At 67.0% G+C, this 14,533-nt stretch carries 14 protein-coding genes; 7 read left to right on the top strand and 7 right to left on the bottom strand.

All coding sequences use genetic code 11. The features are described 5' to 3' along the window. The first annotated feature begins 69 nt into the window (after nucleotides 1-69). Nucleotides 70-1,584: a DEAD/DEAH box helicase gene (locus DELCS14_RS22400; protein ID WP_013803680.1), complete on the top strand. Its 1,515-nt coding sequence runs from the start codon at nucleotides 70-72 to the stop codon at nucleotides 1,582-1,584. 85 nt (nucleotides 1,585-1,669) lie between these two features. Here DELCS14_RS22400 and DELCS14_RS22395 read toward each other — a convergent pair whose 3' ends face one another. Beyond that, the gene (locus DELCS14_RS22395; RefSeq protein ID WP_013803679.1) at nucleotides 1,670-2,515 is read right to left on the bottom strand and encodes a symmetrical bis(5'-nucleosyl)-tetraphosphatase; all 846 of its coding nucleotides are present in this window, start codon (nucleotides 2,513-2,515) and stop codon (nucleotides 1,670-1,672) included. A 24-nt stretch (nucleotides 2,516-2,539) separates the two neighbouring features. Here DELCS14_RS22395 and DELCS14_RS22390 point away from each other — a divergent pair, with 24 nt between their 5' ends. The 4 genes from DELCS14_RS22390 (at nucleotide 2,540) to DELCS14_RS22380 (ending at nucleotide 5,830) form a co-directional block, all read left to right on the top strand. After that, the gene (locus DELCS14_RS22390) at nucleotides 2,540-3,853 is read left to right on the top strand and encodes a hemolysin family protein (protein ID WP_012204080.1); all 1,314 of its coding nucleotides are present in this window, start codon (nucleotides 2,540-2,542) and stop codon (nucleotides 3,851-3,853) included. A 100-nt stretch (nucleotides 3,854-3,953) separates the two neighbouring features. Continuing rightward, nucleotides 3,954-4,244, top strand: a complete 291-nt coding sequence (locus tag DELCS14_RS22385) for an H-NS histone family protein (RefSeq protein ID WP_012204081.1) — start codon at nucleotides 3,954-3,956, stop codon at nucleotides 4,242-4,244. A 123-nt stretch (nucleotides 4,245-4,367) separates the two neighbouring features. Further along, nucleotides 4,368-4,547 carry a hypothetical protein gene (locus tag DELCS14_RS30865; protein ID WP_157158313.1) on the top strand — a complete coding sequence of 60 codons (180 nt, stop codon included), beginning with the start codon at nucleotides 4,368-4,370 and terminating at the stop codon, nucleotides 4,545-4,547. A 74-nt stretch (nucleotides 4,548-4,621) separates the two neighbouring features. After that, nucleotides 4,622-5,830: an FAD-dependent monooxygenase gene (locus DELCS14_RS22380; RefSeq protein ID WP_013803678.1), complete on the top strand. Its 1,209-nt coding sequence runs from the start codon at nucleotides 4,622-4,624 to the stop codon at nucleotides 5,828-5,830. 18 nt (nucleotides 5,831-5,848) lie between these two features. Here DELCS14_RS22380 and DELCS14_RS22375 read toward each other — a convergent pair whose 3' ends face one another. Next, nucleotides 5,849-7,150, bottom strand: coding sequence for an MFS transporter (locus tag DELCS14_RS22375; protein WP_013803677.1), 1,302 nt, complete (start codon nucleotides 7,148-7,150; stop codon nucleotides 5,849-5,851). Nucleotides 7,151-7,241: 91 nt separating this feature from the next. Beyond that, on the bottom strand, nucleotides 7,242-8,117 hold the full coding sequence (gene kynA / locus DELCS14_RS22370; protein WP_013803676.1) for a tryptophan 2,3-dioxygenase: 876 nt from the start codon (nucleotides 8,115-8,117) through the stop codon (nucleotides 7,242-7,244). 163 nt (nucleotides 8,118-8,280) lie between these two features. On the opposite strand from kynA, the gene ada reads away from it, so the two are divergent. Then, complete coding sequence (gene ada, locus DELCS14_RS22365) at nucleotides 8,281-9,201, top strand: bifunctional DNA-binding transcriptional regulator/O6-methylguanine-DNA methyltransferase Ada (RefSeq protein ID WP_049801450.1); 921 nt, start codon at nucleotides 8,281-8,283, stop codon at nucleotides 9,199-9,201. Next, nucleotides 9,198-10,184 (top strand): DNA-3-methyladenine glycosylase, encoded by a 987-nt coding sequence (locus tag DELCS14_RS22360; protein WP_013803674.1) that lies wholly within the window; start codon nucleotides 9,198-9,200, stop codon nucleotides 10,182-10,184. The genes ada and DELCS14_RS22360 overlap by 4 nt, the downstream gene beginning before the upstream one ends. Before the next feature lie 17 nt (nucleotides 10,185-10,201). On the opposite strand, the gene kynU is transcribed toward DELCS14_RS22360, so the two are convergent. From kynU to DELCS14_RS22340, 4 genes are all read right to left on the bottom strand, one after another. Next, on the bottom strand, nucleotides 10,202-11,506 hold the full coding sequence (gene kynU, locus DELCS14_RS22355) for a kynureninase (protein ID WP_013803673.1): 1,305 nt from the start codon (nucleotides 11,504-11,506) through the stop codon (nucleotides 10,202-10,204). A gap of 75 nt (nucleotides 11,507-11,581) precedes the next feature. Next, the gene (gene kynB, locus DELCS14_RS22350; RefSeq protein WP_013803672.1) at nucleotides 11,582-12,211 is read right to left on the bottom strand and encodes an arylformamidase; all 630 of its coding nucleotides are present in this window, start codon (nucleotides 12,209-12,211) and stop codon (nucleotides 11,582-11,584) included. 4 nt (nucleotides 12,212-12,215) lie between these two features. Further along, nucleotides 12,216-13,604, bottom strand: coding sequence for an amino acid permease (locus DELCS14_RS22345; RefSeq protein ID WP_013803671.1), 1,389 nt, complete (start codon nucleotides 13,602-13,604; stop codon nucleotides 12,216-12,218). Nucleotides 13,605-13,745: 141 nt separating this feature from the next. Continuing rightward, nucleotides 13,746-14,531, bottom strand: a complete 786-nt coding sequence (locus DELCS14_RS22340; protein WP_013803670.1) for an AraC family transcriptional regulator — start codon at nucleotides 14,529-14,531, stop codon at nucleotides 13,746-13,748. Nucleotides 14,532-14,533: the final 2 nt, after the last annotated feature.

The raw sequence follows: 14,533 nt of genomic DNA, 5'->3' as shown, positions 1-14,533 counted from the left end.
GCTTGTCCAGGTGCCAATTGGCGTTATTGCAACGCACAAATCGCGCTAGGTGCGACAATAGCGCTCTCAATGACAAGCTCTTTCTCCAATCTCCAGCTGGCTGAGTCCCTGGCGCGCGCCGTAGCCGACATGGGCTATGAGTCCATGACGCCCATCCAGGCACAGGCCATTCCGGTCGTTCTGACCGGCAAGGATGTCATGGGCGCCGCCCAGACCGGCACAGGCAAGACGGCGGCGTTCTCGCTGCCGTTGCTGCAGCGGCTGATGCGCCACGAAAATACCTCCGCTTCGCCTGCACGCCACCCCGTGCGGGCGTTGGTGCTTTTGCCCACACGCGAACTGGCGGACCAGGTGGCCCAGCAGATCGCCCAGTATGCGAAGTACACCAAGCTGCGCAGCACTGTGGTGTTCGGCGGCATGGACATGAAGCCGCAGACGCTGGAGCTCAAGAAAGGCGTCGAGGTGCTGGTGGCCACGCCGGGCCGTCTGCTTGACCACATCGAAGCCAAGAACGCCGTGCTCAACCAGGTCGAGTACGTGGTGCTGGACGAGGCGGACCGCATGCTCGACATCGGCTTTTTGCCCGATCTGCAGCGCATCCTGTCCCACCTGCCCAAGACACGCACGACTTTGCTGTTCAGCGCCACCTTCTCGCCCGAGATCAAGCGCCTGGCCAGCAGCTACCTGCAGGACCCCGTCACCATCGAAGTGGCCCGCCCCAACGAGACGGCGTCCACGGTGGAGCAGCGCTTCTACAGCGTCAGCGACGACGACAAGCGCTATGCGCTGCGCTCCCTGCTCAAGCAGCGCGACATCCGCCAGGCCTTCGTCTTCTCCAACAGCAAGCTGGGCTGTGCGCGCCTGACGCGTGCCCTGGAGCGTGATGGCCTGCGCGCAACGGCGCTGCACGGCGACAAGAGCCAGGACGAGCGCCTGAAGGCGCTTGAAGCCTTCAAGCGCGGCGAGGTGGATCTGCTGGTGTGTACCGATGTCGCGGCCCGTGGCCTGGACATCAAGGACGTGCCGGCCGTCTTCAACTACGACGTGCCCTTCAACGCCGAAGACTATGTGCACCGCATCGGCCGCACGGGCCGCGCAGGCGCCTCCGGCATTGCCGTGACCCTGGTGACCAACCACGATGCGCGCCTGGTGGGCGAGATCGAGAAGCTCATCAAGAAGAAGATCAACGTCGAGGCCTGCCCCATGGAAGATTTCCGTGGCAGCGCACCGCGTGGTCACCGTTTTGACGAGCTGCCGCGCCAAAGCAGCGGCGGCTACGGTCGTGAACGGGATCGCGGCGCCGAGCGTGGCGATCGCGGCGGTGATGCGTCGCGGGGCAGTTCCGGTTTTGGCCATCGCGGCTCGCGCATGGCCCAGCGCCCGGCGCACTCGGACCCGTTCTTCGACAAGCCCTACGAGGCAACCGCCAGCGTCGATGCGAGCTGGGACAGCCAGGGTGCTGCCGCGCCCAAGGCGGGCAGCGGCATCAAGCCCAAGCGCAAGCTGGCCGCGCTGTTCAAGGCGCCTGTTGCACCTGTCGCGCCGGTCCCGCCTGTGGCACCCGTCGCCACTTCCGAGGTCTGAGCGCCGCGCAAGCCGCCTGCCTCACGAAAAACGCCTGCCTTGCAGGCGTTTTTTCATGGGCGCTCGCCCATCGGAGTCGTCCAGGTCAGCCCGGGGCCTGTGCCTGCGGGCAGTCCACCTGGATCAGTTCCCGGTCCGCCAGGTGATCGCCGAAACGCATCATGCTCAGGCAGCCGCCCCAGACGCAGCCGGTGTCCAGCGCCACCAGGTCGGGCCGGCTGATGTGGCCCAGCGTGGACCAGTGGCCAAACGCAATCGTTGCGCTCGCCGTGGCGCGGCCCGGCACATCGAACCAGGGCATGAGGCCGGGCGCCGCCTGCTCGGCCGACTCGGTGCTGTCGAAATCCATGACACCCTGTGCGGTGCAAAAGCGCAGCCGGGTCAAGGCGTTGACGATGACCCGCAGGCGCTCCCAACCCTGCAGGTCGGGTGACCAGCGATCGGGCTGGTTGCCGTACATGGCCTGCAAGAAATCGGGCAACTGCTTGCTGCGCAGTACCGAATGCACCTCGCCCGCCAGCGCCATCACTTCCTGGCTGCTCCACTGCGGCAGCACGCCGGCATGGACCATCAGCAGTTCCTCGCCATGCGCCATGCGGTGGCAGCGCGCCAGCGGCTGGTGGCGCAGCCAGTCCAGCAACTGATCGCGGTCGGGCGCATCCAGCACCCGGGCCAGCGTGTCGCGACGGCTGCTGCGGCGCACGCCCTGGGCGGCGGCCAGCAGGTGCAGGTCATGGTTGCCCAGCAGGGCGCGCATGGAGTCGCCGGCGGCCATGCAGGTGCGCAGCACCTTGTCCGATTCCGGACCGCGGTTCACAAGGTCACCCAGGATGTACAAGGTATCGCGGCTGGCGGAGAAGTCCACGCGGTGCAGCAGGCGCTCAAAGGCGTCGTGGCATCCCTGGATATCGCCGATACAGTAAAGTGCCATGGTCTTCTTTCTGATATACGAACCATGGATTTTCTGCTGATCGCGTTGCTTACGCTGCTCAATGGGGTGTTTGCAATGTCCGAATTGGCACTGGCCTCCAGCCGCAAGGCTCGGTTGGTGGCACTGGCTGAAACAGGCGACAAGGGTGCGGTGGCAGCACTGGCCTTGCTCGAAAACCCCACGCAATTTCTTTCTTCGGTGCAGGTGGGCATCACCTCCATCGGCCTGCTCAACGGCATTTTGGGCGAGGCGGCCTTCAGTGACGGGCTGGCCGCATGGCTGCTGGGCCTGGGAATTCCGGAACGCGCGGCCAGCATTTCTGCCACGGCGCTCGTCGTGACTGTGATCACCTTCGTCACCATCGTCTTCGGCGAGCTGGTGCCAAAGCGCATAGGCCAGCTTTATCCCGAAACCGTGGCCACGGTGGTTTCCCGGCCCATGACCTGGGTGGCGTCGGCTGCAAAGCCCTTTGTGCGGCTGCTGGCCTTTTCCACCCGCGCCATGCTGACTCTGCTGCGCATCAATGAATCCGCAGCGCGCGCCGTGACCGAAGAGGAAATCGTGGCAAGCCTGGCCGAAGGGCGGGATGCCGGGGTGATCGAGGCCAACGAGCACCAGATGGTGCAAAACGTCTTTCACCTCGATGACCGCTCACTGACGTCGATCATGGTCCCGCGCGGCGACGTGCAATGGCTGGATGCCGACATGACCGTCACCGAGGCATTGCAGGCCTCGGCCGACGACCACTCGAAGGGCGGGCATTCCTGGTACCCGGTGTGCCGCAATTCGCTGGATGACGTGGTCGGCATCATCAGCGTGGCGCGCCTGCTGGCATTGGGCTCGGATGCCGCCGGCACCACGCTGTACGAACATGTGCTGCCGGCTTCTTTCCTGCCCGAGACGCTCAGCGCCATGGAGCTGCTGGAGCAATTGCGTGCCCGGTCCGGACGCATGGTGTTTGTGGTGGATGAATATGGCGTGGTGCAGGGCATCATGACGCCCCGGGATTTGCTCGAGGCGATTACCGGCGAGTTACAGCCTGTGACCGAGGCAGAAGCCTGGGCCATGCAGCGTGAGGATGGCTCATGGCTATTGGACGGTCTGATGCCCATATCGGAGCTGAAGGCGCGCCTCGATATTCGAGATCTTCCCGATGAGCACCGCGGCCGATACAACACCGTGGCGGGCCTTCTCATGGCAGAAAGCGGTCATTTGCCCATTCTGGGGGAACGGGTCAGCTGTGCAGGCTGGATCTTCGAGGTCATCGATCTCGATGGCAAACGCATTGACAAGGTGCTGGCCATATCGGATTTATCCGAGAACTACTCTTCGCAATAGGCAGCAGCGATATTGTGGGTTTTGCTTACATGCGACTTGCGCCATGGGCTGATTATGTTTTTATAATGAAAGCTCTTAAACTACTTTCAAGGCGCATACCATGAGCTCTTACAAGGAACTGCTGAAGCAGCGACAGGAACTGGAGCAACAGATCCAGGAAGCACGCAAGCGCGAGCTTGCCGACGCCGTGGGACAGGTTCGCAACTTGATTGCCGAATATGGTCTGACTGCCGATGACGTGTTTCCTGCAGCTCGTGGTCGTACCGCTGGCACAACCGGCGCCAAAGTGGCTCCCAAGTACCGCGATCCCGCAACCGGCCAAACCTGGACCGGACGCGGCAAGCCGCCAAAGTGGATTCAGAATCAGGACCGTGAGAAATTTGTCATCTGATTTTCCCGTCGCGCATGAAAGAGCCCGCCCAGTGCGGGCTTTTTTCATTGTCACGGCCATTTGTCAAAAGATTGTCTCAGTTGAGAATCTCTATCATTCGCGGCGTAAAGTGTGGATCCGTGTATGGACATTTCCAGAGCGGCGATGCAAAGGCCGATTTTTGGCCGCGCCGCACAGGTGATGGTGGGGCGATGTCCTTTATGGCAGTTTGGTGCGTGGCGAGATGCCCGTTTTTGGGATCTTGATGCGCCTCAATGCCTGGGGGATGCGCGCATGTTTCAGAAGATTCCGAGCATTCTTTGATTTTCTTCAGCGGTGTCCGACTTGAATAATCAGGCCCCTGCCGCCATGGGTGGCGGCAGGGGCACAATACGCACATGAACAAGCAGGTGTTGATTGCCGGGGGCGGCATTGGTGGCCTGGCCGCCGCCATCGGTGCGTCGCGGGCGGGTTGGGAAGTGCGTCTTTTCGAGCAGGCGCCCGCGCTCAGCGAAGTGGGTGCCGGAATCCAGATCGGTCCGAATGTCGTGCGGCGGCTTCAGGCCTGGGGCCTGCAAAAACCGCTGCAACAGGTGGTGGCGCTGCCGGGCAGCCTGCGCGTGCGCAGCGCAGTCACCGGGCAGGAATTGGCGCACATGCCCTTGGGCAGCGAGTCCGTGCAACGCTATGGCGCGGCCTACGCCACCATCCACCGGGCCGATCTGCAGCAATTGCTGCGGGAAGCCGCTCAGACTTATCCGGGCATGCACCTGAACCTGGGCCAGCCCATCGAGAGCTTTTCCGAGACCGACGGCGTGGTCACCGTGCGCACCCGGGCCGGCAAGCTGATCGAAGGCGATGCCCTGGTCGCCGCCGACGGCGTGCGTAGCGTTCTGCGCCAGCAGTTGCTGGGCGACGGCCCGCCGCGTGTCACCGGGCACCTGGCCTACCGCGCCCTGGTGCACCAGGCCCAGTTGCCCAAGCGCCTGCGGGCCACCGATGTCACGGCCTGGCTGGGCTCGCGCATGCATGCCATCCAGTACCCCGTGCGCCGGGGCGAGCTGCAGAACCTGGTGATCATCATCCAGGGCCCGGCGCCAGAGGATCTGGCGAACTGGGACCATGCGGGCAATCTCGACGATCTGGTGCGGGTGCTGCAGGGCAGTTGCCCCCAGCTGTTGGACCTGGTCCAGCATGTGCCTGCAGCCGGTGGCGACTGGCGGCTGTGGCCGGTGGGCGATCGCCCGCCCGTGCAATCGGCCGCGCAGATGGCGCGCGGCGTGGTGGCCTTGCTGGGCGATGCGGCCCATCCCATGCGCCCCTATCTGGCCCAGGGCGCCGGCATGGCGATTGAAGATGCAGCGGAGCTGCAGCGTGCCCTGTCCATGCACGATCTCGACGTCAACATGCGCCTGCGCCGCTACGCGCTCAACCGCTGGCAGCGCAATGCGCGCGTGCAGGCGCGCTCGCAGCGCAACGGCCGCATCTTCCATGCCACGGGTCCCGTGCGCTGGGGGCGTGACCTGTCGCTGCGCCTGCTGGGCTCCCGGCTGATGGATCTGCCCTGGCTGTACCGTGGCGATGGCTCGGCCGCCAACGCCCTGTAGAGACAGAGACCCCGGCCGCTAGGCGGCCGGGGCCTGGCGCAGCAGCGGCGAGGAGGGCAGGAAACGGAACGCGGTTGACGCGCCCACCAGCGTGGCTGCAATCGAGATCATCACGGCCTTGTAGGGCTCCACGCCCCAGGCCTCGGCCCAGGCGGCGACCCAGCCCGTGAACCATTGCACCAGGGCCACGCCCAGGAACATGGCCATGGTGAACAGCGACAGCGCGCGGCCGGTCATCTCGGGGGGGTAGGAAGCGCGCACATCGGCGTACTGCAGCACCGAATAGCCCGACAGCAGGCCCATGGCGAAGATCAGCGCCACATTGGTCCAGCCATGGTGCAAAAAGGCCATGAGCATGAACAGGCTGCCCATGAGCAGCGAGTAATTGGTGAGCCAGCGCCGGCGCCGTCCTGGGCCGGGGTCCATGCGCCCGAAAATCGCGGGGCTGAACAGCGAGATCATCGATACGACCAGCGCCACATTGCCGCTTTCCACCAGCGAAAAGCCATAGCGATGGATGAGCAGCGGCCCCAGCCACAGGCCGCGCAGCGCCAGAAACGATGCATAGCAGGCCATGGCCAGCAGGACGATGCCCAGCGTGTGCGGCAGCGTGAACAGCTCGGCCATGCGGCGTGCCGCCACGCCCCAGCTTTCCCGTGCGGCGGTCTGTGCTCCGCTGCGGGCGGGCTCGTGCACGCGCCACCAGATCAGCAGCCACGACAGGGCCGACATCACGGCCAGCAGCGCAAAGCCCGAGCGCCAGCCGAAATGCTGGACCAGCCAGGCCAGTGGCGTGCCTGTGAACAGCAGCCCCAGTCCACCGACACCCATGCCCACGCCCGACAGAAAGGCAAAGCGGTCCATGGGAAAGTGGCGCGAGATGAACATGGTGCAGGCCAGAAAGGCGGGCGAGCAGCCCACGCCGATCAGCAACTGGCCCACCATCAGCCAGCCGTAATTGGGTGCGGCGGCGGACAGTGCCGACCCCGCAATCGCCAGCGGAAACGACAGCAGCACCGTGCGCCGCAGGCCGTAGAGGTCCATGCCGATGCCCATCAGCAGCTGGGCCACGCCGAAGGACAGGCCGAACAGGCCGGCGAAGGCGCCCAGCGACTGGGCCGTGAGCCCGAAATCCTGCTGAAGACCCGTGGCCATGACCGAGGTGGTGGTGCGAAAGGCCTGGCTCAGCGCAAAGGCCGAGAGCAGGGACAGCAGCATGGCCCACAGCAGTTGGCTGCGCGGCGGCGGTGCTGCGGGGGAGGTCTGCGAAGCCTCTGTGTGTATGTTGTTGTGTGGGGGCTGTTGTGGCGCTGCGGACACGGTATTTCTCCTGGCGCCGCAGCTTACCTGTTTGCGCGCCTGCGCGCTGTCGCCACCGCAGCGGTCTGCCGTCGGTGGCGCCCGCCAGTTCTTACAGCTCGGTGCGCAGCGCCCAGATTTCGGGGAACAGCACCACGTCCAGCATCTTGCGCAGATAGCTGACGCCGCCGGTGCCGCCCGTGCCGCGCTTGAAGCCGATGACGCGCTCCACCGTGGTCAGATGGCGGAAGCGCCACAGGCGGAAGGCGTCCTCGATGTCGGCCAGCTTTTCGCCGAGCTGATACAGGTCCCAGTGCTTGTGGGGATCGCGGTAGACGGTGATCCAGGCCTGCTTGACGCCCTCGCTGGCCTCGTAGGGCTGGGTCCAGTCGCGCTCCAGCCGGTCGGCGGGCATGTCAATGCCCTCGCGCGCCAGCAGCTGCAGGGACACGTCGTAGAGCGAGGGCGAGCGCCATGCCGTCTCCACCTGGGCCAGCAGGTCGGGCCGGTGGGCATGGGGCTGGAGCATGGCGGCGTTCTTGTTGCCGAGCGAGAACTCGATGCAGCGGTACTGGTAGCTCTGGAAGCCGCTGGAGTTGGCCAGGTAGGGGCGCATGGCCGTGTACTCGGGCGGGGTCATGGTGGACAGCACGGTCCAGGCGCTGACCAGTTGCTCCATGATGCGACTCACGCGGGCCAGCATCTTGAAGGCGTCGGCACGAGTGCCGCCTGCGATGGCGGCCGTGGCGGCTCGGACCTCATGCAGCATCAGCTTCATCCACAGCTCGCTGGTCTGGTGCTGGATGATGAACAGCATCTCGTCATGCGCGGGCGACAGCGGATGCTGTGCCGTGAGGATCTGGTCCAGGTGCAGGTAGTCGCCATAGCTCATGGACTGGCTGAAGTCCAGCTGGGCGCGCTCCTCTTTGACGATGGATTCGGTGCGGCCGGGGCTGTTCATGGGGCAGCCGGAGTGTTCGGTGGTCATGTGGGAGTCTCGCAGGTCTCGACGCGGAAAATGCAGGGCGCAGCGTAACCGAATCCCGCGCTGAAATCCTGCGGGTTGCAAGAAGCGGGATGCGCGGGTGCTCCGGGCTGCGTAGAGTAGGGCATCCGATGACCCAGAAAGACATGCCGTGTCCAACCAAGCCATGAATCAAGCCAGCGATGCCACTGCCAACCCCACGGCCCTGGTGGCCCGATGCTGCCGCTGGCTGGAGACCGAGGAGCCCCCACCCGCCTTGGGCGCTCTGGCCGAACGCTCGGGCCTGAGCCCCTGGCAACTGCACCGATTGTTCAAGCAGGCCACGGGCCTCACGCCCAAGGCCTATGCCAAGGCCCATCGCGCGCATGCCCTGCGCGCGGCGCTGCAGCCGGGCCAGAGTGACTCGGTCACCGATGCGGCCTACTCCAGCGGCTATGCGGCCAGCAGCAGTTTCTACCGCGACGCAGGCGCCATGCTGGGCATGGCGCCCGGCGACTACCGGCGCGGCGGCATGCGCCAGACCATCCGCTTTGCCGTGGCCGAATGCACGCTGGGCAGCATCCTCGTGGCCAGCACCGAGCGCGGCGTGTGCTGCGTGCTGCTGGGCGACGACGCCGAGGCCCTGGTGCAGGACCTGCAGCAGCGCTTTCCGCTGGCCGAGCTGGTGGGCGGCGATGCGGGCTTCGAGCACACCGTGGCCCAGGTCGTGGCCCTGGTCGAGCAGCCGCGCCGCGGCCTGGCGCTGCCGCTGGATGTGCAGGGCACGGTCTTCCAGCAGCGCGTGTGGCAGGCGCTGTGCGCCATTCCGGCCGGCCAGACCCTGAGCTATTCGGAACTGGCCCTGCGCCTGGGCATGCCCACGGGCGCCCGCGCCGTGGCCAGCGCCGTCGCTGCCAACCCGATTGCCGTGGCCGTGCCCTGCCACCGCGTGGTGCGCAACGACGGCAGCATCTCCGGCTACCGCTGGGGCGTGGAGCGCAAGCGTGCCCTGCTGCTGCGCGAGGCGCGCCAGGCGCAGGAGGCCGCTGGCCGGGAGACAGGGCGGGAGAGCGGCCGAGCCCCGCTGCGCCAGGCCGGCAAGGCATGAGCGGGCGGCGTGGCGGCCACAGCCATGGCGCAGAGCAGCAACTGACGCTGCCGGCCGGCTACCGCATGAACGAGTTCTGGGGCTTTCACCGGCGCGATGCCCAGCGCCTGTCCGAATGCGATCTGCAGGACGGCGACACCATCCGCATGCACAAGGGCCTGATGTGGAAAGGCCTTCCCACGCTGCTCACCCTGGAGCTGACGCAGCATTGCGAAGAGGCGGCCGTGGTGCAGGCCCGATGGCGCCTGCCCGCCGGTGCAGGCGCCATCGCCGGCATGGACGATGTGCTGGCCGCCATGCTGCGGCGCATGTTCGGACTGTCCCAGGATGTGGGCGAATTCGAGCGCCGTTTTGGCCGGCATGCGCGGCTGGGGCCGCTGCTGGCGCGCCAGCGTGGCCTGCATGTGCCGGCGGCCTGCACGCCCTGGGAGGCGCTGAGCTGGGCCGTCACCGGGCAGCAGATCAGCGTGGCGGCAGCCGTGTCGCTGCGCCGCCGCCTGATCGCCGCAGCCGGCCAGCCGGTGGCGCTGCACGATGGCCATGCCGACGCGCCGCAGCAGCTGTGGTGCATGCCGGAGGCCGCCCAGCTGGCACAGCTCGGTGAGGAGGATTTGCGCGCCGCCGGCTTTTCGCGGAGCAAGACGCACACGCTGCGCCTGCTGGCGCAGGCCGTGCAGTCGGGTGAATTGCCGCTGGACGACTGGGCGGCCCTGCCTGAACTGCCGGTGGCCGAGATCCGCGAGCGGCTGCTGGCCCTCAAGGGCATAGGCCCGTGGACCGTGAACTACATGCTGCTGCGCGGCTATGGCCACCTGGACGGCCCACTGCACGGCGATGTGGCCGTGCGCCGGGCCCTGGCCCTGCTGTTGAAGACGGACGCCATGGATGCGGCGCAGACCGAGTTGTGGCTGCGGGACTTCGCGCCCTGGCGCGCCCTGGTCGCGGCCCATCTCTGGGCCTCGCTGTCGTCCACGGCGTTCTGAAGGGCTGGCTCCAGGCTTCAGGTCACCGCATTGATGCGGTTGAACTCCGGCTTGCGCCATTCGCCCGATTCCAGCACCTGGCGCAGGTGCTCCACGGCATGCCAGACATCTTCGAATCCCACGTACAGCGGCGTGAAGCCGAAGCGCAGGATGTCCTTGTGCAGGCCCGTGCCGTCGCCCTTGCGGAAGTCGCCGATCACGCCGCGCGCGATCAGCGCCTGCACGATGGCATAGGCGCCGCTGTCCTTGCCATCCACGCCCAGTCCCTCCTCGCGCGTGAGGCAGACCTGGGAGCCGCGCCGGCCGTGCTCGCGCGGCGTGGCCAGGCCCAGGCCGTGGCCCTGGCAGCGTTCCTCGACCAGGGCGATGAACATGTCGGTCAGCGCCAGCGACTTGTTGCGCAGCGCGTCCATGCCGCCCAGCGGCTCCACGGCCGTGAACACGTCCAGGCCGCACTGCAGCACGCTCAGGCTGACCATGGGCTGGGTGCCGCACAGGTAGCGCTGTATGCCCTGGGCCGGGTTGTAGTCCGGCACGAACTTGAAAGGCTCGGCATGGCCGAACCAGCCCGACAGCGGCTGCCAGAAGCGGTTGATCAGGCGCGGGTTGGCCCAGACAAAGGCTGGCGCACCGGGGCCGCCGTTGAGGTACTTGTAGCTGCAGCCGATGGCGAAGTCGGCATTCGCGCCCTTGAGATCGACAGGCACGGCACCCGCGCTGTGGCACAGGTCCCAGACGCAGAGAATGCCCTTGCCCTGCGCGGCAGCCGTCACGGCAGCCATGTCGTGCATGGCGCCCGTGCGGTAGTTGACATGGGTGAGCATGCAGATGGCCACCTCGTCGGTCAGCGCGCCGGCAATTTCCTCGGGTTCGAGCAGCACCAGCTCCAGGCCGTATTCCTGGCAGACCGACTGGGCGATGTAGAGGTCGGTGGGGAAGTTGCTGCGCTCGCTGATCAGGCGCTTGCGCTGCGGCGCGTCCTCGCGCGCGATGCGGGCCGCCGCTGTCAGCACCTTGTAGAGGTTGATGGAGGCCGTGTCGGTGAACACCAGCTCACCCGCGCCCACGCCCAGCCAGGGGGCGAACTGGTCGCCCAGGCGCTGGGGCAGGCTGATCCATCCGGCATCGTTCCACGAGCGGATCAGGCCCTGCGCCCATTCCTGCTGCACCACCTCGGCCACGCGCGCGGCGGCGGCGCGGGGGCTGGCGCCCAGCGAATTGCCGTCAAGGTAGATCACGCCTTCGGGCAGCGTGAATTGGTCGCGCAGGGCGCGCAGCGGGTCTTGCGCATCGAGGGTGAGGCAGTCTTGCAGGCTCGTCACGGGGTCTCCTTGGGTATCGAAAAGGCGAAAAGGCGAAAAGCGCGGGCAGGGCCGGCGCCGCAATGCGGGCAGGGATCAGGCCAGGGCGCGCAGCACGGCGCGCACGGGCGAGGCATCGGCCTCGACCAGTTTGAGCGGCAGGGCGATGAGCTCGTAGTCGCCCTCGGCCACCTCGTCCAGCACCAGGTTCTCCAGCACGCGCAGGCCGCGCCGGCGTATGACCTGGTGGCTGTCCAGGCTCTTGCTGCTGGCCGGATCAATGCTGGCCGTGTCAATGCCGATGAGCTTCACGCCCAGGTCGGCCAGCCGCTCGACCGTGGCCGGTGCATAGGCTGCCAGTTCCTGGTCCCAGGTGGTGGGGGCGCGCTCGTAGGTGCGCACCAGCACGCGTGCCGGAAGATGCTCCACGGCGTGGGCGATGTGCTCCCATTCGACCAGCGGCCCCTTGCCGATGGAGTGGATCACGCGGCAGGGGCCGAGGAAGGCGTCGAGATCCACGTTGCCGATGGATGCCCCGTCGGCGTCATAGTGCAGCGGTGCATCGGCATGCGCTCCCACATGGGGCGACAGCGTGATGGCGCTGACATTGACCGGGCAGCCCGGCCCGATGGTGGCGCACCACTGCTGACTGTAGGCCGTGTCGCCGGGAAAGACGGGGCTGGCGGCCTGCACGGCCGGGGAGATGTCCCAGAGTCTGCGGGTCATGGCTTCAGTCCTTCTTGCGCGCTTGTGCGCGGGGCCGGTACCACAGCGCGTACACCAGGGCCAGCAGGCCCAGGAAGGGCAGGCCCGTGAGCAGCGTCATGTGGAAGACCTCGGTGAAATAGGTGGTGACGATCACGCCCAGCATCAGCGCGGCGCCGGCCAGCGTGAACAGCGGAAAGCCCCACATGCGGAACTGCAGGCGCTGGCCCGGATGCTCGCGCGACCAGCGCGCGCGGAAGAACAGATGGGTCACGAAGATCATGAACCAGGTGAACATGGCGCCGAACATGGACACGGACATCATCCACAGCAGCGAGCCCTCGGGCTTCCACAGGTTCACGGCCACGGCCACGGCAATGCCCAGGCAGGAGATGGCAATCGCCGCCACGGGCACGCCGCGGCTGTTCAGCCGCCCGAACACCGAGGGCGCATAGCCGCCGCGCGACAGGCTGAACATCATGCGCGAGGTCACATACAGCTGGCTGTTCATGGCCGACAGCGCGGCCACCAGCACCACGAAGTTGATGATGCTGGCAGCGCCCGGGATGCCGATGATCTCCATCACCTTCACGAAGGGGCTCTTGTCCGTGCCCGCCTGCTGCCAGGGCACGATGGCCAGCATCAGCGCGATCGTGGCCAGGTAGAAGATCACCAGGCGGGCCATGGTGGTGCGAAAGGCCCGGGTGATGGCGCGCTTGGGGTCCTCGGCCTCGCCGGCCGCCACGGCCACGGCCTCCAGGCTCAGGTAGCTGAAGATGGCGATGATCACGGCCACCCAGGTGCCCCACAGGCCCTTGGGGAAGAAGCCGCCATCGGCCGTGTAGTTGAAAAAGCCGATGCCCTGGGGCTGCGAGCCGAACACCACCCAGGCGCCGATCAGGATGAAGGCCACGATGGCGATGATCTTCACCATGGAAAAGCCGTACTCCACCTGGCCGAAGGCCTTGACGCTGCTGGCGTTGACGGCCACCAGCGCGCCCGAGAACACCAGTACCCAGATCCAGCGCGGCACGTCGGGGAACCAGTAGCCCATGTAGATGCCGATGGCCGTCACCTCCATGCCCACGGCCAGCACCACGGCGGCCCAGTAGGCATAGCGGACCATGAAGCCGGCCAGCGGGCTGATGTAGTGCTCGGCATAGGCGCCGAACGAGCCCGAGGTCGGGTGGGCCACCGTCATCTCGGCCAGGCAGCCCATGAGCAGCAGCGAGATCAGCGCGCCGATGGCATAGCTGACCAGCACGCTGGGGCCGGCGAAGCCGATGGCGAAGGCGCTGCCCATGAACAGGCCGGTGCCGATGGCGCCGCCAATGGCGATCATCACCATCTGGGCGGCGGACAGCTGCTGGCGCAGGCCGGTTTCTCGTTGCTGAATGTCTTGGAAGGCGGCCATGGTGCGCGGCAGGTGGGGGCTGAAAGCGGAAGGCGTAAGTATCTGCGCTTTCACCGCGGGCCCCGGGCTGGCCGCTGCAAAACCATGGGAGGGTCCGGCCCAGATGCGGTCGGCTCAGGTGCAGCCGGCCCAGGTACCGGCTCAGGCGCCGCGTGCGTAGCAGCCCGGCGTCAGCGCATGGTGTGCCTTGAAGGCGCGCTGCAGGTGCGCCTGGTCGGCAAAGCCCATGGCATAGGCCGCATCGGACAGCGCCGCCCCCGTGGCCAGCAGGCGGCGCGCGCCGTTGATGCGCAGGTTCAGGCGGTAGCTGCCGGGCGTCATGCCCGTGGCCGCCTTGAAGCGGCGGATGAAGCGCGTGGCGCTCATGCCGCATTCCTGGGCCAGGGACTGCACGGTCAGGCCTGCATCGGGTCCTGCATGCAGGCGCTGCAGTGCGGGGGCCAGGGCCGCCGCATCGCCGGGCAGGGGCAAGGCTGCGGGCTGGGCGCAGCGGTCCAGCAGGTGCTCCAGGCCCAGGGCCAGGCGGTCGGCGGCCGCCGTGCCATCGACGGGGCGGCACAGGCCATCCACCAGGCGGGCGATGTCCGCATCCGTGAGCGTGCGCCGGGGAAAGCGCAGCGCGGCCACGCCCAGCCGCGCGTGCAGCCAGTCGGCATCGACAAACAGCATGCGGTAGGACCACGGCGCGCCGGGGTCGGGATTGCAGGCATGCCAGGCGCCGGGCTCGATCAGCACCACGCCGCCCGCCTCCACAGGCTGCGGGCCGTGGGCATGGTGGAACACGGTGCGGCCCGCGTCCACGATGCCTATCGAGTACTCGGCATGCATGTGCAGCCGAAAGCAGTGTGGCGAGCGCGCGCTGTCGCGCAGCTCTGCCCAGGGAGCGGCCGGATGGCGGTGGAAGCGGTGGGGAGAGGTTGAAGTCATGG

This window comes from Delftia sp. Cs1-4, assembly GCF_000214395.1.
Lineage (GTDB): Bacteria > Pseudomonadota > Gammaproteobacteria > Burkholderiales > Burkholderiaceae_C > Comamonas > Comamonas acidovorans.
This window is presented reverse-complemented; position numbering and strand designations above follow the sequence as displayed.

Excerpts from the sequence above, each read along its gene's own strand:
- DELCS14_RS22400 (WP_013803680.1), top strand. The coding sequence starts at position 70 with ATGACAAGCTCTTTCTCCAATCTCCAGCTGGCTGAGTCCCTGGCGCGC.
- DELCS14_RS22395 (WP_013803679.1), bottom strand. The coding sequence starts at position 2,515 with ATGGCACTTTACTGTATCGGCGATATCCAGGGATGCCACGACGCCTTT.
- DELCS14_RS22390 (WP_012204080.1), top strand. The coding sequence starts at position 2,540 with ATGGATTTTCTGCTGATCGCGTTGCTTACGCTGCTCAATGGGGTGTTT.
- DELCS14_RS22385 (WP_012204081.1), top strand. The coding sequence starts at position 3,954 with ATGAGCTCTTACAAGGAACTGCTGAAGCAGCGACAGGAACTGGAGCAA.
- DELCS14_RS30865 (WP_157158313.1), top strand. The coding sequence starts at position 4,368 with ATGGACATTTCCAGAGCGGCGATGCAAAGGCCGATTTTTGGCCGCGCC.
- DELCS14_RS22380 (WP_013803678.1), top strand. The coding sequence starts at position 4,622 with ATGAACAAGCAGGTGTTGATTGCCGGGGGCGGCATTGGTGGCCTGGCC.
- kynA (WP_013803676.1), bottom strand. The coding sequence starts at position 8,117 with ATGACCACCGAACACTCCGGCTGCCCCATGAACAGCCCCGGCCGCACC.
- ada (WP_049801450.1), top strand. The coding sequence starts at position 8,281 with ATGAATCAAGCCAGCGATGCCACTGCCAACCCCACGGCCCTGGTGGCC.
- DELCS14_RS22360 (WP_013803674.1), top strand. The coding sequence starts at position 9,198 with ATGAGCGGGCGGCGTGGCGGCCACAGCCATGGCGCAGAGCAGCAACTG.
- kynB (WP_013803672.1), bottom strand. The coding sequence starts at position 12,211 with ATGACCCGCAGACTCTGGGACATCTCCCCGGCCGTGCAGGCCGCCAGC.
- DELCS14_RS22345 (WP_013803671.1), bottom strand. The coding sequence starts at position 13,604 with ATGGCCGCCTTCCAAGACATTCAGCAACGAGAAACCGGCCTGCGCCAG.
- DELCS14_RS22340 (WP_013803670.1), bottom strand. The coding sequence starts at position 14,531 with ATGACTTCAACCTCTCCCCACCGCTTCCACCGCCATCCGGCCGCTCCC.